Genomic DNA, 22,144 nt, shown 5'->3' with positions numbered 1-22,144 from the left:
TCGGAGGATCTTTCATGCAAACGCCAAACTTACCAGCCATTCGCGCCCTTCGCCCTGCATGGAACAAAGGCCGCATCGTGGGTCAGAAACGACCGTTGAAACCAAAGCATCTTTAGGCGATCCGTGTTCGATTTGAATTGGTCGAGAATCACCGTGATCTCGCACTTTTCAATATGGCCATCGACAGCAAACTGGGCGGAAGTGACCTGGTGAAGATGAAAGTCGTGGACGTCATGGCGTCTGGTCAGATCAAATAACGGGCTTCGGTTTTACAAAGCAAAACGCAGAAACCGGTGCACTTCGCGATTTCTGAAGGCACACGTATGTCGGTTGAGAAATGGATGGAAGATAAACTCATGGTCGGCTCGGAATACCTGTGACCGGGTAGGCTCAAGGCGAGTGCCCATGGCACCTATTCGATGCGCCGAACCAAGGTCACCCAGATATACAAGAAGACTGGTAACCTTCGAGCCGTTCAGCTTCTTCTCGGTCACCCCAAGGGGGACAGCACCGTTCGGCACTCGGGTGTTGAACTGGAGGATGCTTTGGCCATCGCGGAAGCCATTTAAATCTAGCGTATTCGGGTCGCCGTCATTGGCGGCCCAAAGGAGACATCCAGTGCATCCCTCGAATGCTGCGGCTGCTGCCCGCATTCCTTCCGTTCACCGCGCAAGTGAGTTCCGGGGTTTGGTGATCTCACGGCAAGCGGACAAAGCGGGCACAAAGAGACATGTCCAAGAGTCTGTTCTTGCGTTTCTTAGATCCGCGTAGTCTGTTGGTTTCTGAACATTTTTCGGAGAACCTTTCTCAATGCTTAAACACGTTCTGACTGCGATATTTTCAGCTGTCCTACTCTCAATCGCTTCGTCTGGAGTCGCCGAGACAATGCATGTGAAGACCACAGTCACCTACCAGGAACGCATCGCGCTGCCGCCTGACGCAGTTTTAGAAGTCGAACTTCTCGACACTTCGCGTGCTGATGCCCCTTCGGTTAGCCTGTCTTCCCAGAGGTTCAAACTTGCGGGTGTCCCCAGAACAGTTGAAATTGCCTACGACACAGATCTCATCGATGAGCGCCATACCTACACAGTAGCTGCCAGGATCATTTCAGACGGTCACGTGAAGTTTCGTTCTACGACGGCGACACCTGTGCTCACCCGTGGCGCACCAAATTCTGCTGAACTCGTTTTAGAGATGATGCCAAGGAGAGCGGGCGGCAGCAACCCAGACCAATCGATCTACGATATCAATTGGGAAGTCTATGAGATCGCAGGGCGTATGCTGATAGTTGATAACCCTCCTTCCTTGACAGTTGAACAAGACGGCCAGTTTGGCCTTTACGGTGGGTGTAACCGGTTTACGGGAACCCTTGACGCAGCCAACGATGAGTTCAGCATGCCGGGCAACTTCGCAGGAACGAAGATGGCGTGCCCGGAGGATCAAGAAAAGCTTGAACAAGATACGATCCAAGCCTTGTCCGAGGCAGTGGCCTACGTGACAAACGGAACAATCCTGGCGCTCAGGAATGCAGCGGGAGCGACGGTTCTGCGTCTGCGTAAATTGCCAGAATAGGTACCGCGCCTATCGGAGCGAGCTGGGACAATCAGCCGACTTGTTCAAGCCAATATCAGCGAGAATCAAAGGTCGAAATCCCTAGCGGATCATAGACGTTGGACGGCCTTGATTGCGAGTGATCGTGATAGTGGGCCTTACTGCGTGCGTGGCGTAGTGACGCCATCAACACTCGTTCCGGATTATCGATCAACTGGCCTGCATCGGCTTCATCATTGTCTTCTCCCGCTGCAGGAGGAGCGGGCTGTAGACGGCCTTCAAGTACAGTTCCCCACACATTGATATCGGCCAGCGTCAAAGGATCCACAGTTAGCGGATTTTCTTCAAGGATTGTGAAATTGGCCAGTTTGCCAGGCTCGATGGAACCGATCTCATGCTCCAATTGCAGTGAATAGGCTGCGCCAATGGTGATACCTTCCAAAGCATCTTCAGCACTGATGCGCTGGTCCGGACCAACGACGCGACCACTCGTCGATATCCGATTGACAGCAGCCCACATGTACTTCAGCGGCTCCGCAGGAGCCATCGGCATGTCCGAGTGCATCGAAAAGGGGATACCTGCCCGAACGGCATCGCCTAAAGGCACCATGCGCTCTGTCCGATCACTACCAACGCTGCCTGCGGCGTACCGATCTGCGAGCGTCGGCGTATAAACGGAATTGCCGCTGACGATCGCGCCAAGACGTTTAATACGTGCGATCTGATCTGGTTGGGCGTAGCCAAAGTGTACAACGACGGTGCGATGGTCATATCGCGGGTTGCGCTGCATGGCGGCTTCAAGGGCATCAAGAAGGATGTCCAGACCGCCGTCTCCTAGATTGTGAACATGGACCTGAAAACCTGCTTCCCAATAAAGGTCGAACACCTGCTTGAAGAAATCAGGCGTCATAATCCATTGACCTTCATGCCCGTCCAGATAGCCGTCGCGCATGATCATTAATTCACTGAAGATCGCACCATCTAACAGGAGCTTGACTTGCTTAGGTAGGAACTGGGTTCGGCCTTCGCTCCACGCTAGCATAGCTTCGGTCTCGGCCAGTACTTTTTCGGGGCCCTCTGTGTTCAGAAACATACTCCCAAGCGTTCGACCGTCCGGAATAAAGTAAAAGTTGAACGGCGTGTCGTCTGGCCCGAACGCTTCTGCCACCAGAGCTTGGGCGTTCTGATCCACAGGGCCAGCAGGCTCTGCCAGGGTCGTGATCCCGCTGCGGTGATAATAGTCCTCTGTGAACTCCAGCGCCTCCATGACCCTGTCGATAGATGCATAGACCGGAGCAAACTTCTCAAAGAACACATGCTCCCAGAATGCAGCTTCAAGAAAGAGGCCTTTCTCAAGATTGGCTTGAGACCGGGCCAGTTCGCTTGACCAGCCGGCAATGTATTCTTCGGTGATTTCAAGTTGTTCGAGGGCAACCGAGTTGAAGTACATCTCGTGGGTGGAGCGTTGCCATACAGCCAGCGGGATATCGGGGGCCAGTTCGTCCAAAATCACACGGCTCATGTCGCCGTGCCATGACGCGTGATACCCCCAGACCATCAGCGGTCGCCCGCTGCTTCGATCATATGTGTTGATGACCTCGGACAGACGTTGGCGAAACTCCTCCTCGCTATTGGCAAGAGGCGCAAATCCCGCTGGCGATTGCCAGTCCTCGATGGAAATGATGGCATCCGACATCATCGCAAGTGCGCCCAGAAGCGGGTGCAAATGCTGTTCAATGAACCCAGGCACAATGACCTTGTCTTCAAAACTGCGGTCAATTGCATAGCTACCTTCGGGTAGGCGACCCTCGATTTCCTCCAGGGTTCCAACGTCAGTAATTCGACCGTTCCTGACCGCCACCGCTTCAGCCACCGGGGCGTCCGGATTCATGGTGAGAACTTCTCCACCGACGTAGACAGTTGTGCCGGGAAACTCAGGGAAACGCTCGAAGGCGTCTTGCAATGAGGGGGACTGTGCAGCGCCGTGAAGCGGCATCAGCGCAAAAGCGAATACAGTGAGAGACTTAAAGAACTTCATTGATGCCTCCGAATGGGATTACGGACATAAATAAATTGCTTCGATCAGAGCAGGCTGATCTGCGATGTGTCAACCTAAGCCCTCAGTCACTCAATACTGACTGAGCAACCCAAACTTGAAAGCCACTTTCGTTGACCGCTGTGGGCTCACAGCAGTCATTCGCCCAAATTCGCAGAATGCCTGCATTGGAAACAACGTTGGACTTTCACCAGGCAGCATAGAACGGCAGTAAATCTCGAATTCCCAAGAAAACGGACTATGCTTTGCCTCGTAAAACTAAGTTGTTCAGTTCTTTGAAAACCAGATTTTGACAAGCCGACTGCGGCCGTACTTTAGTTGCAACTCATTTGGAGCGATACTGCGATGCCAAACACTTCGTTACTTTCAAAGTCCAATTTTCCAGTTTTTGCGCTTATTGGAGGTTTGATTATGCAAAGCCTTGGAACTTCTCCTGTACATGCTGAAGACGACCCATACGCGACGCCGCGAGAAGACTTTTCCATCCGCGACTTGAGGAATGGTTACACAGCCAAGCAAGCTTACGACCTGAGCTCTGAATGGAATTTGCAGAAGTTCCTCGACATTACCGAAGCCGGGGCTTTTTCGTACATGAACCTCGCCGAGTTCCTGCCAAGTTCGGTTATTCGCCGCGACGGGGCCGTTGCGATGCTTGCGACAAACCTTAACGATGCCATAGGCGCCACGAGCGTCCCGGGCGCTGATGGCAATGCTGTCTCGCTTGACGAGATGATTAATGCCGATAATTCCACGGTGCAGGGCGTTATGGTTCTTCACAACGGTGAAATCGCTTACGAGGTTTACCCGGGGATGCGTCGGACGGACAACCACGTCTGGATGTCCAATGCAAAGATCCTCTCAAGCTTGCTGATCGGTCAATTGCAAGATGAGGGTAAGATCGACGTTCAGAAAACGGTTGGCGACTATGTCGAGGGCACCAAGGGAACAGCTTGGGAGAGCATGAAAGTCATCGACGTCCTGAACATGCAGTCTGGATTGGATCTGGAAGAGAACCCCCTTTCACGCAAGGGCGACACACCGTATGGGCGTTTTGTCAGGGCTGAGGTTGGTGTTCCGAACGAAGCAGGCGTCCTGCAAACGCATAACGAAGCCCTGTTTGCTATACCCAAGCTGCGGGAACCGGCTGAAGCCTTCGAATACTCTTCTGCAAACACGCAAATGCTTGGTCTTGTCATTGAAGCCGTTACGAACCAGCGACTTGGCGAAGCGATCACGGAACGGGTTTGGAGCAAAGCTGGAATGACTGGCGACGCCACCCTTGCACTGTCACCTCAAGGAAACGGTATCATACACGGTCTGATCAGCAGCCGCTTGATCGACATGGCAAAGATTGGCCTGCTGTACACGCCAAGCTGGGACAAGACAGCGGCAGATCGCATTGTATCTGAAAAGATGATCGACACGATCCAAACAGCGGGTGTCGCCGAAAACTACATGAAGGGAACACTTGGCCCGCACCTTTCCGAAGCATTCCGTGAACAACCGATGGCAAACGCATACCAATGGGATGCCGTTTTTGCCGATGGCGATTTCTACAAAAGTGGGATGAATGGCCAAGGCATCTATGTCTCGCCAGGAAAAGACGCAGTCGTCGTTTGGTACGCAACCGGAGGTGCGAGTATCGACATGGAAGCTTACGCCAGGGCCATTGTGAATTCCCTGTAGGTCAGATCACGCACTGGCGTCTCTGGTCGCAGGCCAATGTATAGTCGGTCGTTTGGTGACTAGAGCATCCATTCGACCGGCAGCCACCTGACCACGGCCGTCAGGGCACGCTGTACACCAGTGGTTTTCGGGTCTGCGGTATGAATGGTGACTGTCCCATCCTGCTCTTCTTGCAGCCAGGTCATCTCGCCGCTGTCGTTAAGTTCGACTCGATAAGAAAACTCAGGCCGGTTCAATTGCTCCGCAAGCGATGCAGCAATCTTTGGGCTTTCGATCATAAGGCCCATTTCTGTATTCAGCCGCGCGGATCTGGGGTCGAGGTTGTAAGAGCCTATGAAGATCCGTTCTCCATCCGATCCAAAGACTTTTGCGTGTAGACCGGAGGCCGATCCGGCCAGCATCTCGGGCAGGCTGCGCTCGCGATGCTCACGCCGCAAAGCTCGAAGCTCAAGCAGTTCTACACCACTGTTCAGCAAGCCTTCTCTGTATCGCATATAGGCTGCGTGAACCGGCATCACATCCGTTGCATCCAATGAGTTGGTCAGAACGCGGACCTTCACTCCGGACTCTGCCAACCCCTCCAAAACCTCCGCGCCTCTTTCGCCCGGAATGAAATACGCTGAGACTAGGTCTAGCGAGGTCTCAGAGGTTTTGGCGAATTCGATAAGTTGCTCGACAATCAGATCTTCACTCTCGACTTCGCCCAACCCTTTTGACGGGTCGTCGACGAAAAGAGTGACTTCGCTCCATTCGAACTTCAGATCGCGTGCCGATATCCGGTCGGCCAGTTCATTTTCCTGAATTGCCCTTTGATAACCTGCGCCAACCGCAGTCTGGCGTGCGGCGTCTGCCTTCGTTTTCAGAGTTTTTTCCGACGGAGGCTCCAAAAATAACTCCGCGTCGTACGCGGAAGCACTGTTCCAATATGCGTCGAAGGATTGCGATACCTCATCTACAATCGGGCCAATAGCTATAGCGTCTACATCCAGGTAGTGCGTTCCCGCCCCGTAGTCGAAATAGATGTCTCCTATGTTGCGTCCGCCAACAATCGTGGCGACTCCGTCCACAGTCATTGATTTATTGTGCATCCGCCGGTTCAGGCGCCCAAAGTCAAATGCATAGGACAGAAGTTTTGGGTTTCTCAAAGTGAAAGGATTGAAAATGCGAACATTTGCATGTGGCAGAGCGTTCAGTTCGGCGAGCAATTCATCCAATCCGGAAATACCGTTGTCATCGACCAATAATCTGACACGGACACCGCGCTCTGCTGCTGCCCTAAGCTCTTCCAGAAGCATCAGGCCGGTCACGTCATCTTGCCAGATATAGTACTGAGCATCGATTGAGGATGTCGCTTCTCTTGCAAGTATCGCCCGGGCCGCAAAGGCTGCGCGTCCATTTCCCAGCGGCCTTACGCCGTCGAGCCCGGGATTGCGTTCAAGTGCATTTTTTATTGTTGCACCTAATGGTCCGTCCCAATCGGCATCTTGCTTAAACGTTGGCTCAGAAAAGTTTTCCTCAGGAAGCGGAAATGTCAGTCGTAACCCCATAATGATCACTGCGATCACCGCTACCAAAATCAAACATGTTCTGATCAGCCGCATTCAGGGTTCCACAAATGGCAAGTTGGATTTGCCTTATAGTTGAGATTGACCTATCGACAGACAGTTTTTCAAGAGTTTAGGTCCAAACAACAGACAGAGAACCGAGCTTTATCCACTTTGGGCTCGGAGTTGACCTCGGAGGCAGCGCAGCATGACGTGATAGGCTGGACCCGTAAACGTCGTGTTGTCGTCGTGGGAGGGCATGGCGGATCGGAGGATCAGTCATGGAAACACCAAACCTACCAGCCATTCGCGCTCTGCATGGAACAAGGGCCGCATCGTCGGTCAAAAACGACCGCTGAAACCAAAGCACGTCTGGGCCGACTTGAGCTGGCTGAGAACCATCGCGATCTCGCTCTGCTCAACTTAGCGATCGACAACAAACTGCTTGGATGTGACTTGGCAAAAAAGAAAGACGTCGAGAGCGTGCGAGGTTTCATTGAACATCGTATTCCCACCCTCGCAATGGAAGATCGAAGCGGCGAACTTATCTGGCTTTTGTTCATGGCGCTTGCGCTCAACATTCGTATCACCGGAGGGGTGCTCACCCCTATCTTTCATGTTGAAGATCCGATGTGTGCCCTCCTAATAAGTCAGGCCGCAGATCGAGGTTTGGTACGTGGTCCCATCGATCAAGCCGTTTGAAACCAATCAATAAGCGGCGCCGGTTTAGAAAGTCCGGCGTGGCCCTATGCCTATGAAGGTCCGCGACTGGGCATCATCCCTGGGGCTACGTTTGTTCATATCGAGAACCATCCAAATTTCTCAATTCTTCACCAGCGCAATGTCGCGACGGCGCGTGGACAATCTCCATGCGATGAGACTTCGCGCAGCATTTGCGGAGTTCGGCGACCCACCGGCTATCGACGATTGGGATGTCGGTGATGAAGATGAGCAGTTCGAAGAGTTTGATGATGAGGCGATTTACTGACTGGCAGCCTCGGAACTAGATGAAGCCTTATCTGTTCGAAATTCGAGCTGGTGACAGGGCTGGCCATCTTGTCTCTGTTGGTGCAGCTCAAAAAACTTCGGCGATTTGTTGCATTTTGCAATCTCAAATGTCCGCTTCGACAAGAACGCCTTTCAAACGCTTTTCTGCAGCGAAAATCAGGTTCCCTAGCAAAGGCCCCTTTTCTGGCTTTCCGATATCGATCCCGACACCGCGCTGGTGAGACTATTTTTGACTGGAGTACTGGCTCTGGTGAAGACTGTTTCGACCTTCGCCTTGTACCTCTTTGTTGTACACAATTCCTATTGGACAGGGCTTACCCAGCCTTGTTTACGTAACTCGCGCACTACGGCTTCTGCATGCTCGACATCTTTGTGGATACTTTTGAGCATCGCGCCGATTGGTGCGTCCGGCCAAGCACGCTCAAGTTCAGCTAGTTTGGCTTTAGCCGCATGGTCTTGCCCCATAGCTGACAGCGCCGCCGTTACATATGCAAGTGAAGGTGCGCTGAGTGGATCGCCAAGTTGCTTTGCCTCTTCAAAGCGTTCTACCGTTGTTTGATATTCACCCAGATGAAAATGCGTCGCGCCGGAAATGTTTCGATTTGCAAACCTTTGGTTTCTGGAATCTAGCAGAGAGAGCCTGTCGGCCGTTTCAATAGCTTCGCCAAACTCGCCAGTAAACATCGCCACAGCACCAAGAAAGTCGAGAACGGCGCCATCGTTAGGATCAAGTTTTGAGGCCCGCCTACCGAGTTGCAGCGCGGCGTCATAATCGCGATTGGCGAAACTGGCCCAACTTTTTGCGGACTGGCTCCAGGCTTGGTCTGGGGCAAGGCTAACCGCTTGGCTCGCCATCTTCATGGCGGCATCCGCATAGTCGTTCTTGGTGTTTGACGGCGGAGTTATCACCGCAAGGGACGCGAGGGCCTGCGCTGCACCGGCATATCCGCCGAAATATTCTGGATCGATCTCGATCACGCCTTCGAAAACGGACAGAACCAGCAACTGGCGCTGTCGGTCGAAGACCGGAAATATCATTGTCCGTGCTTGTTGCGCCAAATTGAATGCTTGTAATGCAGCAGGGGATTTTTCGTAAATTGCTGCGCGCTGCAAGTGCGTGTTGGGATCAGTTGCAGATAAACCAATCACTTCGGCAGCAACAGTTTCTTGTCCATCTTGGGCAAGACCAACTGCAACCAACGCACCAACGACGGCCCCAATGGTGAACGCCCCTATGGGCAGTCCAAAGCGTAGGGCCTTTTTTGAGATTGATACAGCGGTTGTTTCTGAAACATTTTCGAACCGCGGCCGATATCCACCGCTATCGATACACAGCCGTACCGGATCATCTTTTCCGATGCCCTCGTAATGCAGTTCCAAGAACTGGCGAAGTCGCCGCGCGTCGACTCGAACGATGTTTTCCGGATCGGTCCCCTCCGAGGTATCGCGGTCATAGACATCTTGAGCGATAGTCTTGCTGCGAATTTGGTCTCCTCGACCAGCAAGTTCTTCTTCGACGATGTACGTCAGGAACGCCTGAAGTCTATCGGATCCATCCAGATGAGCGTCAACAAGCAACCTGCCAAGGGCGGCGCGCTTTTCACGGTCCGAAATGTCTTTGGAATACCTCATCACATTCTTATTTTTGCAATTAATGACGCGTGAGTCACGCCGATATTCACCGTGAGTCACTTACGTGAATGTTTCCTAAGCCTCAGACTTGTAACCAAAACAGCGAGCCGGAGCGCGAAAATCCGCATTCCCAGCATGCCAATCTACTAAGCGACGGGAGGATTACACATGACACAACGTATGAATTACGAGAGGCTTAGCAAGCACTTCGCAATCGGCGTGATATTTGGCGCTTGGGCTATTTCTCCACAATCGGTCACTGAAGCAGTCATCGAATTAATTGCCCCTTCGGCAGCATACGCGCAGGAAACAGAAGAAGTTTCTCCTACGATGGTGCGTGATCGCCCTCGCGATGTGTACTACCCCAATACCGAAGATCTCGCCGAAGACGAGATGCGGGTCATCGCGTGTGGAACCGGAATGCCTACAACGCGAGCGGCTCAGGCTGCTGCGTGTTTCCTTGTGGAACTGGGCAACGGAGATAAGTTCTTGTTCGACATTGGCTCGGGATCGGCCGAGCGAATTTCTTCCCTGCAAATCCCGTATAATTATTTGGACAAGGTCTTCATCGGCCATCTTCATACTGACCATTTCGGCGCGTTGCATGACCTGTTCATCGGTGGCGCATTGATGGGGCGGAATATTCCGCTACGGGTTTGGGGCCCAAGTGGACCATCAGAAGAACTTGGCACTGCTTATGCACTAGATCATATGCAAAAGATGCTCACATGGGACCTAGCAGGCCGTGCAGGAGTCACTGATTTCCGCGGCTATTCAATGGAGGTTAATGAGTTCGATTACAGGTTAGAGAACGAGGTAATTTACGAAGAAAATGGCGTCCAAATTCGTACTTTTCCAGCCATCCATTCAATTGATGGTGCAATCAGCTATGCACTGGAATGGAATGGTTTAAAATTTGTTTTTAGCTCAGATACTTATCCGAACAAGTGGTTCAAGGAGTACGCTAAGAACGCAGACCTCGCTATCCATGAATGCTTCGTAGCGGTTCCCGACCTTGTAGCAAAGATGGGTTTCACACCCGAGTCCGCTTTATTGGTTGGAACTCAAGTACATACGGCGCCCGAAGCCTTCGGAAAAGTCATGAGCGATATCGAACCACGAATGGCGGTCGCCTATCATTTCTTCAATGACTTCGACACTTCTAACAATGTATTCGAGCGCATACGCAGCACTTATGATGGTCCGCTAAGTCTGGCAGATGACTTCATGGTTTGGAATGTCACGAAAGACGCGATTACGGTTCGGATGGCAGCAACGGAAGAGCACACTTGGGCACCGCCTCTCGCTGCACCAGCTGAGCCGCCAAACCCTGCTGACAAGACCGCTTATGCGGAAAAGGTTGGACTTTCTCCAGAAGTAATGGAGTTCTCAGAGTTCACAAAGGGTGGTTTTGACGACGTAGACGACGTTTTGCGACCCATCTACGAAGAAGCTTCGGAAGCGTTAGGCCAAGAGTTCCCGTATCCGGGCGATGAATAAAGTCAAATTTGACCGGCGCGTCTTAATAACGCGCCGGTTCTTTCAATTCTGATCGGAATTCTCTATGCAACATACCTCATTGATTACTCGCTATTTGGTCTGTGTTGGATGGCTGCTTGTTGCTATATCCCACGCAGCAAACGCCCAGTCACTTGCACGTTCTGAAGATGATGACGGCGGTTGGCGACACTCAATCACGCCCTATTTGTTCCTTCCGCTCCGCACGACGGGAACGTCAACTATAGATGGAACAAGCGTCGATTTCGACTTGAACCTCAGCGAGGTGCTGGACGTGCTGCAAGGCGCTGCTTCAGTACGTTACGAGGGCTGGAACGGCGACTTCGGGATCATTTCTGAAGTTTACTACGTAAAGCTTGGCGGAGATGGAACTCTACCCGGTGGCAGGGTGGACGTTGATGTTGATGTCCGGCAGACCTTCGCCAACGTGCAGGGCGCTTACCGGTTTGCGAACGGAGTAAATGCCTCGGGCCAACGCTACGCAGCGGATGCCGCAATTGGGGTTCAGTGGAACCGGATCAAACAGGAAATCGACTTAGCGGGCCCCGGCCCAGGTATGACGTTGGGTGGGACAGAAGAATGGCTCGAACCAATGATCGCAATTCGATATATCTCGGAAATCAACGACAAATGGAATTTCGCCAGCCGGGCTGAACTGAGTGGTTTCGGTGTGAATGGTGATGACCTGCAATACCTGGTTGTGGCTGGGTTTGACTGGAAAGGCTGGGAAAACACGTCCCTGCGGTTTGGTTATCAGTTCTATGGAATCGACTTTTCCACCGACCGTTCGGATGGGGAATTTGCCTACGATGTGGACCAGAATGGTATCTATGCTGCCGTCGCGTTTCATTTCTAAGATTGGCGAATACAGCAAAACATGGGTTCGGTTGGGCTCAGTACTTGCGAGTCTTGCGTTTGGGGCAAGCCAATCGATTGCGGACCTCGTGTCCCCCTACGGCGGAGAAACCGCGCCGAACTTTGTTGAGCTTTCGGTGCAGCCTGATCATGTGCGGGTTCTCCTTGAGGTCGATTTGAACGACTATCCCATATTCGTCATTCCAGATGATGGTTCGGGAACGTCACTGGCTGGGCGTACGGGGCAAAACCTTCAGATCTGGGCAGACGAAGAGAAACTGATCAGCACAACGAATACGATTGATGTGCGCCCCAGAATTTCCCGGCAAACAGCAGCGAGCACTCTGTATCGACCGCGACCGCGTAGCGAAAATGTCGTCTACGTGGACATGGAGTTTCCGTTCAATGGCAAGCCGGAACAGATCACGTTCATTCCCCCCCTAAGTCCAGACGGGATTCCCTTGGCTTCACTTGGCGTTGTGGCCGAGCATATGGGCGTTCCAGTAACAGATTATCGCTATTTGTCGCAGGCTGAAACAATGCTGCCGGACTGGGAAGACCCTTGGTTTAGCAAGTTTGAGAATCCAAACCTCACTCGCCACCACAAATCTCCGATGATGTCTTTTCTTGCGATGGAACCGCGTGTCGTCCGGCACGAGGTCATATTGCGTTTGAAAGACCTTGAGACTTGGGTGAACTTGGGCTTTGGCGATGCTGACCGACTGACCACAGATGATGTCGCCCGGATCAAGTCTAGCGTGTCGGACTTTTTTGAGACGAGAAACCCTCTCGCCGTCGACGGCAAACCGATGAAACCGGAAACGGTGCAGGTCTCGCGTATCAAAGTTGGAGCCGAAGGTTTGCGTGTTCTTCCGGATCAAGCCGAGGCAAACCGAAAGACGATGTTACTGGGCGTCGTCCTTTCTTATCCGGTTTCGACTTTGCCGAACCGAGTTGATCTGGCATGGGAGCTTTTCCCAGTTGGTTTGGATGTTGTTCCGATCACCCTTTCAGATCCGGCAGGGGCGGTCCCCTCGCAGATTTATGCATCCGATCCCGTTGTAAGTTGGAACAATCACCTGACAACTTGGACCAACCCAAAGACCAGCCCGGTTATAGTCAACGTCGCTGGCGTAACTCAGGTTCCATCGTTTGCGCTCGCCTTAGTGTTCATATGTTTGATATGCGCCTATTTTTCGTGGCAGCGTACAAACGGTCAGCGTCTGGTCTTGCTTGGCCTGACCGGGGCATTCGGTGCCGCTGCGATTGTCACGTATTTCCTAGGCAACCCGTCGACGGCGCCTGAGCCGGATGAAATCGCGACGCGTCAAATCGTGGAAGGGCTGTTAACCAACATCGGGACCACGATGCTTGAGACGCAAGATGATAATTCCGTGGCGGCGATGGAGCCTTATGTCGAAGCAATCAATCGCGACAAGGTTCAAGCAGAAATGCGTCGTGGTTTGTCAGTTACCTTGCCCTCTGGGGCCATGGCTCGCGTCGAAGCAATTTCCGACCTGAGTGTCGAAAGTTTCACGCCCGGCGAAGAAGGAAACCAGCATCAGGCCCTCGCCAGTTGGACAGCCCGCGTAAGCGGAGGCCACTGGGGGCACCTGCATAGGCAAGCGGTTTCTTATCGTGGCTTGCTCGACGTTTCGCGTCATGGCGACCATTGGATGCTTGATGACCTGACGATTATCAGCGCCAAGACAGGAGGGTAATTCTGTGGTTGCGGTAAGGTTGTTTTTTGCCACGTTCTTGTTTGCCACGATCCTTTTGTGCGCGGGCAGAGCAGAGTCCCATTTCAATCTCAACCAAAATGTACGTATTCATCATGTGGCTCACTCAGAAGATGGGCTAGATATCTATTTACGCCTTCCGATGCCCTATTTGGTCGCGGAACTGGTCGGTCCCGAAGGTTCGGACGGTTTGCCCGATCCCGCTCCGTACACATACAATCAGATCGAAGATGGTGTGCTCATGCACTACCTAGATCAGGCCGCATTTCACAAGGACCCGTCCGGTTTGGCTCGTATAGCTGAAAACGGCTTTTCGCTATCTATCGACGGTCGCCGACAAATAGCAGAAATAGTTTCGATAATACTACACCCGTTGGGGCAAGAACCTGGATTTGCCACGCTTAGTGAGGCGCGTTCGGCACTTGCGCAAAGAGACAATTTTCCAACGCCTGAAGAAATTTATGTAGGCGAGGTGATGGTGGACGTACATCTGCGCTTTCTTACGGGGGAGGTAGGTGCCTACAGTCTATCCTACACTTCTGATCCGGGGCTTCCTGGACAAGAAGAAACGGCAAACCTGATCCTCGACTACAATGGGCAAAAAGTTCGGACGTTTCGCGCACGGGGTCTAATGCATTCCCCGGTTGATGTCTCCGGATCAGCGACCGCAGCCGCTTCGACCTTTTTTGTTGAGGGAATTCGGCATATTCTGGAAGGTCCCGATCATGTTCTTTTTGTGCTTTGCATGATCATCGGTGCCTTGAACTTGCACAGCCTTCTCGCCCGCGTCACAGGCTTTACCTTGGGCCACACGGTGACTCTGATTTTGGGATTTTTTGGCTTCGCGCCGAGCGGAGCATGGTTCATCCCAACTGTCGAATTGGCAATAGCACTTTCGATAATCTACGCTGCTGCAATGGCTGTTTGGCCGCCAGAGAAAGGACACGGCGATCTGAAGGCTTTTGCCATCACGTCGGGCATTGGGTTGCTACACGGGTTTGGGTTCTCTTTCATGTTGCACCAAATTCTACGTGTTGATGCGCCGAACGTTTGGCACAGCTTGTTGGCCTTCAACGTTGGAGTAGAGGCAGGACAAGTCATGATCGTTCTATTGGTTTGGCCATTGGTGCTGTTGTTGCGCAAACAACCAGGCCGTATCTGGGTCGGTTCTCGCGCGGTAGTTGCCGCATGCGCAAGTCTGGTAGCTATGGTTTGGGTAGTGGAGCGGGCAGAGTTTTTTCTCTGACACTTGTTTCGTTAATCTTGTGCTGATTTGTACAGTAAGCAGACCTTCAATTAGATTTGTTGAACGTCAACTTTGTCCTCACAGCGGTCGTTCGACCTGAGCCAAGCGAATGTCCGCTTTGTTAAGCTAAGCAATATCAAAACTCACAATTCAGAAATTCCTTTCGGTGCCTACGGACGACCTCTTAAAGAGGCTTGGCTCAGGTCGAACGACTGCCATGCGGACTTTGCGGGCATCCGCATTATTACTCCAAAGGACCGCAATCAGCCTTAAGCGGACATTCACAACTAGACTTTGCAGGTTCTGGAAGAAACCCGAGCGCAATCTGCCCGCATCTTCACGCTGGAAGAAAAAGGAATTCACGCTCCAGCGCGCGACGACGAAGCGCGTGCAGCAGTCCATCAATGTCCGCTTACAAGAAAATCAGGTGCAAAACGCGTCAGCTGTCACCCAAATTGTCACCCAAACGCGAAAACGCGCTTCGCGTTGAACGCGTGAAATACGATAAGCATCTGTTTTTGTGTAATTTAAGTGGTGCCCGGGGGCGGGATACAATAAGTATGAAATACCAATGACCTATAAAAGAGCGGGACACTTCAAATCCCCATAGTTTCATTAGGTTTTTCAGGATTATTGTCCCACCTCCACTGGTCTCTATTTCGCCCAGCAATCAAACAACTCACGTGTTTGGAGCGATGCTGGCGTAACGATACCACCAAAGGCACCCGCAATATGAAATGCTTCTGTTCACAGAGGCTTATAACTGCAGTTTGATTCCGCGTTTCGGAATCGAACTGAACACTCCCGAAGAGAAGGCCCCTGCCGCGATCAAACGACAGAGGGACACTGAAACAGTCCGACCTTGTGCAACGGGTCTGGGCAACAAATGGAACATGCCACCATGCCAAATGTTAACAAAACTAACATAGATCTACAACAAGACTTGAACCAGCTGACTCTAGCGCTGGAGTTGGCAAAGAAGGGATACAAGATCCATCCACTGCGGGCCAATTCGCAGACCCTACAGAACGGCGAGACTCGCGGTCCCGGAACACCGCATCTATCTGGCTTCCCGAACAAGGCAACGACCGACCCGGCGGAGCTTCACCAGATGTGGGCAGACTTCCCCGACGCCGTGCCGGGTGTACTTACCGGTGATGGGGCTGGGCTCTACATCCTCGATGTGGACGTGAAAGATGGCAAGGACGGCATCGGCGAATTGAAACGCCTTGGCGTTGAGCCCGAAGAACTGACACCCGGCAGGGTCAAGACCCACAGCAATGGTTTGCATCTCTACTTCCAATCAGACGGGTCCGGGCTGCGCAACAGTCAGAACGACCCGGCGACCGGGCTCGACTGGCGTGGCCACAATGGATACGTCCGGGCAGCCGGAGCTGTTACTGATAAAGGTACATCCCACCCCATCGGCGAAATGCCCGATCTTGCCGACCTACCGCCGCCGCCCGATGCTTTACTGCCAACCGGGAAATCGAAACACGTAAAGGGTGAAGACTGGGCCGGAGGCGATGAACTTGCTGCCATAAGGAGCGGCGAGAGCCTGCATGGGCCGACGCTCGACTATGCCATTCGCATGGCCACCAGCGGCTATCAAACTGAGGCCCGAACCGCGCAGCAGCTGAGCCTTGCTTACCTAGCGTCGTCCGAGAAAGACACTCCGCGATGGAAGGAAAGGTTTGCCGATCTGCCCCGGCTGGTCCACTGGGCCTATTCCGAGTCCGAAGCGGGCAAAGCCGCTGGGTGGGCAGTGGTGGCCGAAGATTACCTATCACACGCTGACGTCCCTGAGCCTGATTCAAAGGAAGACTGGGGTTCGCCGCTTCTAGACGTCAACGGAAAGCTGATAAATAACCAGAGCAATACGATCCGCGTGCTCGGACAAAACCTCGACGCGATCCTTCCAGAGCTTCGGTTCAACAAGCTGACGTTCGAACTGGAATGGCAAGGCGGTACTGTGGAAGACCACATATTTACTACCGCCCGTTCCGGAATCGAACACAACGGGCTACCAAGGGCGACCAAGCTGAACGTTATCGACGCCATTGAGGCGGTCGCCCACAGGTTTGCCTACCATCCAGTTCAGGATTATCTGGACGGACTCATCTGGGACGGCAAGCCACGGTTGGATAGTTGGCTAGTTCGGACAGTTCACACCGACGACACACCCTATTATCGGGACGTTTCCCGTCGGATTCCATTGATGCTGGTGGCTCGGATGAAGCAGCCTGGTTGCAAAGTCGATCACATGCCGGTTTTCCACGGCGAAGAAAACCAAGGCAAGAGCACGGTATGCCGTATTCTGGCAGGTGACTGGTTCAGCGACACTCCGCCGTCGATACACAAGAAAGAAGAGGCGCTGCGGCATCTGGTCGGTCACTGGGGTGTCGAGCTGGCCGAGCTGGCCCCGACCCGGCAGACCGACAAGGAAGAGTTAAAGGCGTTTGTTTCGGGCAGTGTCGATAAGGTCCGGTTCCCATTTGCTCGGACCTACCGCAAGGTGGGCCGTACATGCGTGTTGTTCGGCACCACTAACAACTCTAACTTCCTGAATGACCAAGACGGCGGGCGGCGCTACTGGCCGATTGAGGTCCGGGGGCGGATCGACGTTGATCAGCTTCGGGTGGAGCGGGATCAACTGTTCGCCGAAGCCGTCGTTGCCTTCGAGGCGGGTGAGAAATGGTGGCCGGACCATGACTTCGAGCAGCAGCACTACCAGCCGATGCAGGCCGCGGCTCGTGAGATCGATCCGTGGGAGGACAGAGTGCGCAACTGGTGGAAGAACGATCCCTACAGCCGAGGGGAGTGGACATTGTGGGAGTTAGCCCGAGATGCTCTGGATATCCCGCCAGCCGCCTTGGACAAACGTAAGCAGATGCGGCTAAGCGGAGTCCTGAGGAAGATCGGTTTTAGTAAAACACACACGGGGAAGGGAAATGTCTGGAAATGGGACGGTTGGGGGTTGATTTGAATACTCTGAACACCGACGCCACTAGGCGGTGTTCTTGGTAAAAATAAGCGTTATCAAATCTTTAAATATCGTTTGAATACCCTGAATACTAGAATGGAGAAATTGGGCGTTTGATCGTTACTGGTAGAAGCCACTTTCGACTCTTTTCCGATCTGGTGTTCAGGGTGTTCACGCGATCAACCTTGCTCTTAGAGGAGTTCCCCCCACAGGTTAGTCGCTTAGGTACCTCTAGAGCGTCGTCCCCTGTCATGGGGTGCGCCGAGCCCCGGGTGCAGAGAGCTTTTGGGCTAGTTGGCGGTTACAGACCTATTTGGCGGACAAGGGATTATCTCTAACGGCCCTACAGCACGTCCCGATTTGGAAGAGCTTTTGGACGGCATGAAATTAAATATTGATAATAATCGTCCGGAACGAGGAACGGCCTGAGACCATCAGATCGCATGGTCACGGTTACTCAAAGTAGCCCGGGTGCGTCTTGTGAATGAAGTCGATGGTTTCGTCGAGGCGAGACAGGTGTTTTCTGACAGCAGCTTGCGCTTGGTCATGGTCTCCTGCTGCCATAGCTTCTGCAATCTCTCGGTGATCAGCGAGGATGGCGTCTGCGGCACTGCCCTTTTCAAGACTGAGCATACAAAGCCGGTCAACCTTTTGCTTGGATTCTAGCATTACATTAAATGCCATCGGATTGCCACTGAGCACGTAGATCAGTTTGTGAAAATCATAGTCCAGTGAGTGAAACGCCGATAGATCACCGTCACTGATCGCCTGCTCTTGTAAGGCGAGATTTTCTGCAAGTTGTGCTTCACGTGTTGCGTCCCAAACTTCCATTGCTCGATGGACAATCTCTAGCTCCACCGCCATTCTAACCAATCGCGCGAGAGCTATGCGCTCCATAGAAAATCCTCGAACTACGGTCGCTTTTTGTGGTCGTATTAAGAGCAGATCTTCGTTGCCGAGCCTTGTGAATGCGTTGCGAACAGGTTGGCGTGATACGCCGAATCGGCTAGCTACCTCTGTTTCGGATAGCTTTGTGCCGGGAAGAATTTCAAGCGAAACGATCTCGTCGTGTAGCGCTTCATAGACCGCATCGGTTGTGGTTCGTCTGACAATTTCTTCCACGGTATGTTGCTTGCACCCTCTATCTGATTCACGTTTCAAATTACAGATTCACCGTTATGGCATTGAACCAAATAGAATATTCTATTTTGTTTTGCTTGAGTGAACCAATGTAGGCCTTTCACCTATCAAATGTCCTGCGCTTTCGACTGTCAAGCAATCTGACATACTAAAAGCCTACAGTTGACACAACTTGGATACTAGTGTCCTTTTAGGGGCAGCAGCGATTCTGGTTCTTGGGGAAATCGAAAGCTACGTGGCTTACGGTCTCTGAAATTCCATGAAAGCCAAATCCTGTCCAAAATTAATCGGGGAGGAGAACCCATGACTTTCACGAAATCGTTCTTTGCAACTGCGACCGCTGTGGCATTCATTGCAACGTCAGCTTCAGCCGAAAACTGGCGGGCTTGGAATATCCACAACGACGGCCATCCCAACACGGCTGCAATGGACAAGTTTGCCGAACTGGTTGACGCTGCTACAGACGGCGAAGTTACCGTCGATGTGTTCCACGGTGGTGTTCTTGGTTCCCAACCGGATGCCCTAGAACAAGTTCGTATCGGCGCAATCGAGGTTGGTAACTTCAACCTCGGTCCCATTGGCCCAATGGTCAAAGAAGCTAACCTTGTATCGCTTCCTTTCATCTTCAAGGATGTGCCGCACATGTTCCGCGTGCTGGAAGGCGACGCCGGTGAGGTTGTTTCAGCTGCGATGGGTGAAGCAGGCGTTCTGCCACTGGCATGGTTTGATGCCGGTGCGCGTTCTTTCTACAGCCAAAAGCCGATCAACACGCCCGCAGATGTCGAAGGTCTGAAAATCCGTGTGATGAACAACGATCTTTATACATCGATGATTTCAGCCATGGGCGGTAACCCGTCTCCAATGGCCTTCTCCGAAGTTCAGCAAGCACTGAAGACCGGCGTTGTTGATGGTGCGGAGAACAACTTCCCGTCGTTCAAGAATGTCGGTCACTATGAAGTGACTACAAATTATTCTTTGTCCGAGCACCTGATCATCCCCGAGTGCATCTGCGTGAACACGGCCAAATTCAATGCGCTGTCTCCTGAATTGCAAGCCGCTGTGCGCGGTGCAGCAGAAGAAGCCGCATTGGTCCAGCGTGAGCTTTGGGCAATTGGCTCTGAACAAGCGCGTAAAGATGTTGAAGCGGCCGGCATCACCGTCAATGAAATCGCCGACAAAGGCCCATTCCAGTCCGCAATGGATTCGGTTTATGCAGACTACTTGGCTGCAAATCCTGACATGAAAGCGTTGGTAGAAATGGCGCAAGCCACTGAATAAGTTGTCTTAACAGTTCAACTTTGAGCGCCCGGCTCCGCCAATTGGATGCCGGGCGTTTTGTCTCAGAGGAAATCCAATGCAAGAGCCCGATACCGCCCCTGCCGCCATGCGCAACATAGACAGGATTCTTGATCTGCTCGCACGAGTTTGCATGTTGCTGTCTGGCGTCGCCATTGTGGTTATGACTGCGATCTTTGCCTGGCTGGTGTTCGGGCGCTACGTTCTGAACAACACGCCCACTTGGGTTGAGCAGGTTTCACTGCTTTTGGTTATGGTCATCGCGTTTCTCGGAGCGGCTGCGGGTGTGCACAATCACACGCACCTCTCTGTTGTCGTGTTCCGCAATTTAGTCCCACCCTCTGTGCGAACGGTTTTCGTCGTGCTCACTGATGTCCTGATGGCAGGTTTCGGTGGCATGATGTTTTGGTACGGGATCGAGCTGACAATATTCAAATGGAACACCCTGATCCCGCTCATCCAATGGTCAGAGGGCTTGCGCTCCTTGCCACTGACAATCAGCGGCGCGTTGGTGTTCCTTTTTTCCACTGGCCATCTGATCCGCCTGTTTCTGGGCCGAGACGAACGCCAAGACAACATAGATCAGGGATAGTCATGGGACTCATGATTCTGTTGGGGGTTTTTGCCCTATGTGTCATCATCGGCGCTCCAGTGGCATACGCCCTTGGTATCGCTGCATTGGCTTCCTTTTGGTTTGAAGGATTGCCGATGTTTGTTGGGTTCCAGCGTATCGTGTCCGGGATCAACGTCTTTTCCCTAATGGCGATCCCGTTTTTTATCTTTGCGGGCGAGCTGATGTTTCACGGTGGAATCGCGATCCGGTTGGTTCGGTTTGCGCAGGCCGCCGTAGGCGCTGTGCGCGGTGGGCTTGGTATCGTCAATGTCTTCTCGTCCATGTTGTTTGGTGGCATTTCCGGATCGGCAATTGCAGATATCTCGGCGCTTGGGTCAATCCTGATCCCGGTGATGAAAGACAAAGGTTATGATGCCGACTATGCGGTGAACGTCACAGTGACATCATCAATTGCCGGGATCATCATCCCACCCAGCCACAACATGATCATCTTTGCCCTTGCAACAGGCGGTGCAGTTTCAATCTCAAAACTGTTCCTGGCCGGAGTTGTGCCCGGTGTCCTTATGTGTTGCTGCCTTGCGATTGCCGCCTATGTCGTGGCGGTCAAGCGCGGCTATCAGGCCGAACAGTTTCCGGGTTGGACCGCACTGGCCATCGCCTTTGTTGGATCGATCCCTGGCTTGCTGACGGCCGTGATCATTGTTGGAGGGGTCTTGTCAGGCGTCTTTACGGTCACTGAATCCGGCGCGTTCGGGGCAATGTATGCCTTTGTAGTAACGCTTATTGTCTATCGCAGCCTGTCCTGGGAAAACTTCAAAACCGCCGTTATCTCTTCGGTGCGCACAACGTCTATGGTGATGATCCTGATCGCCTGCGCCGGTGCCTTTGCCTATATGCTGACGTTCAACCGGGTGCCGACAAAAACAGTCGAATTCCTGTTGGGTATCACAGAAAACCCGATCCTGATCTTGTTGATGATCAACGCTGTGCTGTTGCTCTTGGGGATGATCATGGACATGGCCGCGTTGATCCTGATCTGCACACCGATTTTCCTGCCGGTGATGAACATGTTGGGCATCGACCCGCTACAGTTCGGCATGATCCTTTTGGTGAACCTCGGTCTTGGTCTTTGCACACCACCTGTCGGGACCTGTCTCTTTGTGGGGTGTGCTGTTGGAAAACTACCGATGGAGAAAGCGGTCAAAACGATTTGGCCTTTCTACCTCGCCATCTTTGCCGCGCTCATGCTGATCACTTTTGTACCGGCAATATCGCTGACACTGCCGAACTTGATCATTGGTCCCTAAATCAAAGGA

16 protein-coding genes and 1 pseudogene are annotated in these 22,144 nt (G+C 52.7%); 13 read left to right on the top strand and 4 right to left on the bottom strand.

The window, feature by feature from the left end:
• Window positions 1-119 precede the first annotated feature (119 nt).
• A pseudogene (locus ABWV79_RS20870) lies at window positions 120-569 on the top strand (site-specific integrase).
• 241 nt (window positions 570-810) lie between these two features.
• Window positions 811-1,572, top strand: coding sequence for a YbaY family lipoprotein (locus tag ABWV79_RS20865; RefSeq protein WP_353394542.1), 762 nt, complete (start codon window positions 811-813; stop codon window positions 1,570-1,572).
• A gap of 55 nt (window positions 1,573-1,627) precedes the next feature.
• Here ABWV79_RS20865 and ABWV79_RS20860 read toward each other — a convergent pair whose 3' ends face one another.
• Complete coding sequence (locus tag ABWV79_RS20860) at window positions 1,628-3,589, bottom strand: amidohydrolase (protein ID WP_353394539.1); 1,962 nt, start codon at window positions 3,587-3,589, stop codon at window positions 1,628-1,630.
• 429 nt (window positions 3,590-4,018) lie between these two features.
• Here ABWV79_RS20860 and ABWV79_RS20855 point away from each other — a divergent pair, with 429 nt between their 5' ends.
• Complete coding sequence (locus ABWV79_RS20855; protein ID WP_353394536.1) at window positions 4,019-5,293, top strand: serine hydrolase domain-containing protein; 1,275 nt, start codon at window positions 4,019-4,021, stop codon at window positions 5,291-5,293.
• Window positions 5,294-5,352: 59 nt separating this feature from the next.
• Here the strand turns inward: ABWV79_RS20855 and ABWV79_RS20850 are convergent, their stop codons facing one another.
• The gene (locus ABWV79_RS20850) at window positions 5,353-6,894 is read right to left on the bottom strand and encodes a phospholipase D family protein (RefSeq protein ID WP_353394534.1); all 1,542 of its coding nucleotides are present in this window, start codon (window positions 6,892-6,894) and stop codon (window positions 5,353-5,355) included.
• Window positions 6,895-7,050: 156 nt separating this feature from the next.
• Between ABWV79_RS20850 and ABWV79_RS22315 the strand changes: the two genes are divergently transcribed.
• Both ABWV79_RS22315 and ABWV79_RS20840 read left to right on the top strand, forming a co-directional pair.
• On the top strand, window positions 7,051-7,539 hold the full coding sequence (locus ABWV79_RS22315) for a hypothetical protein (RefSeq protein WP_502949872.1): 489 nt from the start codon (window positions 7,051-7,053) through the stop codon (window positions 7,537-7,539).
• A 46-nt stretch (window positions 7,540-7,585) separates the two neighbouring features.
• The gene (locus ABWV79_RS20840; protein WP_353394531.1) at window positions 7,586-7,825 is read left to right on the top strand and encodes a hypothetical protein; all 240 of its coding nucleotides are present in this window, start codon (window positions 7,586-7,588) and stop codon (window positions 7,823-7,825) included.
• A gap of 320 nt (window positions 7,826-8,145) precedes the next feature.
• Here the strand turns inward: ABWV79_RS20840 and ABWV79_RS20835 are convergent, their stop codons facing one another.
• On the bottom strand, window positions 8,146-9,537 hold the full coding sequence (locus tag ABWV79_RS20835; RefSeq protein WP_353394529.1) for a tetratricopeptide repeat protein: 1,392 nt from the start codon (window positions 9,535-9,537) through the stop codon (window positions 8,146-8,148).
• A 108-nt stretch (window positions 9,538-9,645) separates the two neighbouring features.
• Between ABWV79_RS20835 and gntH the strand changes: the two genes are divergently transcribed.
• The 5 genes from gntH (at window position 9,646) to ABWV79_RS20810 (ending at window position 17,821) form a co-directional block, all read left to right on the top strand.
• A complete protein-coding gene (gntH, locus tag ABWV79_RS20830) occupies window positions 9,646-10,977 on the top strand; it encodes a guanitoxin biosynthesis MBL fold metallo-hydrolase GntH (RefSeq protein WP_353394526.1) in 1,332 nt (443 codons plus the stop codon).
• A gap of 64 nt (window positions 10,978-11,041) precedes the next feature.
• Entirely contained in the window at window positions 11,042-11,851 is an 810-nt protein-coding gene (locus ABWV79_RS20825; RefSeq protein WP_353394523.1) for a hypothetical protein, read from the top strand.
• A gap of 88 nt (window positions 11,852-11,939) precedes the next feature.
• The gene (locus ABWV79_RS20820; protein WP_353394520.1) at window positions 11,940-13,571 is read left to right on the top strand and encodes a hypothetical protein; all 1,632 of its coding nucleotides are present in this window, start codon (window positions 11,940-11,942) and stop codon (window positions 13,569-13,571) included.
• Between the two features lie 4 nt (window positions 13,572-13,575).
• The gene (locus ABWV79_RS20815) at window positions 13,576-14,835 is read left to right on the top strand and encodes a HupE/UreJ family protein (RefSeq protein ID WP_353394517.1); all 1,260 of its coding nucleotides are present in this window, start codon (window positions 13,576-13,578) and stop codon (window positions 14,833-14,835) included.
• An 886-nt stretch (window positions 14,836-15,721) separates the two neighbouring features.
• Window positions 15,722-17,821: a VapE domain-containing protein gene (locus ABWV79_RS20810; RefSeq protein ID WP_353394514.1), complete on the top strand. Its 2,100-nt coding sequence runs from the start codon at window positions 15,722-15,724 to the stop codon at window positions 17,819-17,821.
• Between the two features lie 450 nt (window positions 17,822-18,271).
• Here ABWV79_RS20810 and ABWV79_RS20805 read toward each other — a convergent pair whose 3' ends face one another.
• Window positions 18,272-18,940, bottom strand: a complete 669-nt coding sequence (locus tag ABWV79_RS20805; RefSeq protein WP_170776892.1) for a GntR family transcriptional regulator — start codon at window positions 18,938-18,940, stop codon at window positions 18,272-18,274.
• A gap of 321 nt (window positions 18,941-19,261) precedes the next feature.
• Between ABWV79_RS20805 and ABWV79_RS20800 the strand changes: the two genes are divergently transcribed.
• The 3 genes from ABWV79_RS20800 to ABWV79_RS20790 all read left to right on the top strand — a co-directional run bounded on the left by ABWV79_RS20800 (window position 19,262) and on the right by ABWV79_RS20790 (window position 22,135).
• Window positions 19,262-20,236, top strand: a complete 975-nt coding sequence (locus ABWV79_RS20800; protein ID WP_353394511.1) for a TRAP transporter substrate-binding protein — start codon at window positions 19,262-19,264, stop codon at window positions 20,234-20,236.
• A gap of 76 nt (window positions 20,237-20,312) precedes the next feature.
• Entirely contained in the window at window positions 20,313-20,846 is a 534-nt protein-coding gene (locus tag ABWV79_RS20795; RefSeq protein ID WP_353394508.1) for a TRAP transporter small permease, read from the top strand.
• Between the two features lie 2 nt (window positions 20,847-20,848).
• On the top strand, window positions 20,849-22,135 hold the full coding sequence (locus ABWV79_RS20790) for a TRAP transporter large permease (RefSeq protein ID WP_010437285.1): 1,287 nt from the start codon (window positions 20,849-20,851) through the stop codon (window positions 22,133-22,135).
• Window positions 22,136-22,144 lie beyond the last annotated feature (9 nt).

It is taken from the genome of Ruegeria sp. HU-ET01832 (genome assembly GCF_040371315.1).
GTDB lineage: Bacteria > Pseudomonadota > Alphaproteobacteria > Rhodobacterales > Rhodobacteraceae > Ruegeria > Ruegeria lacuscaerulensis_A.
Note: the sequence above shows the minus strand (reverse complement) of the source record. Positions and strands in the feature narration are given on the sequence as shown.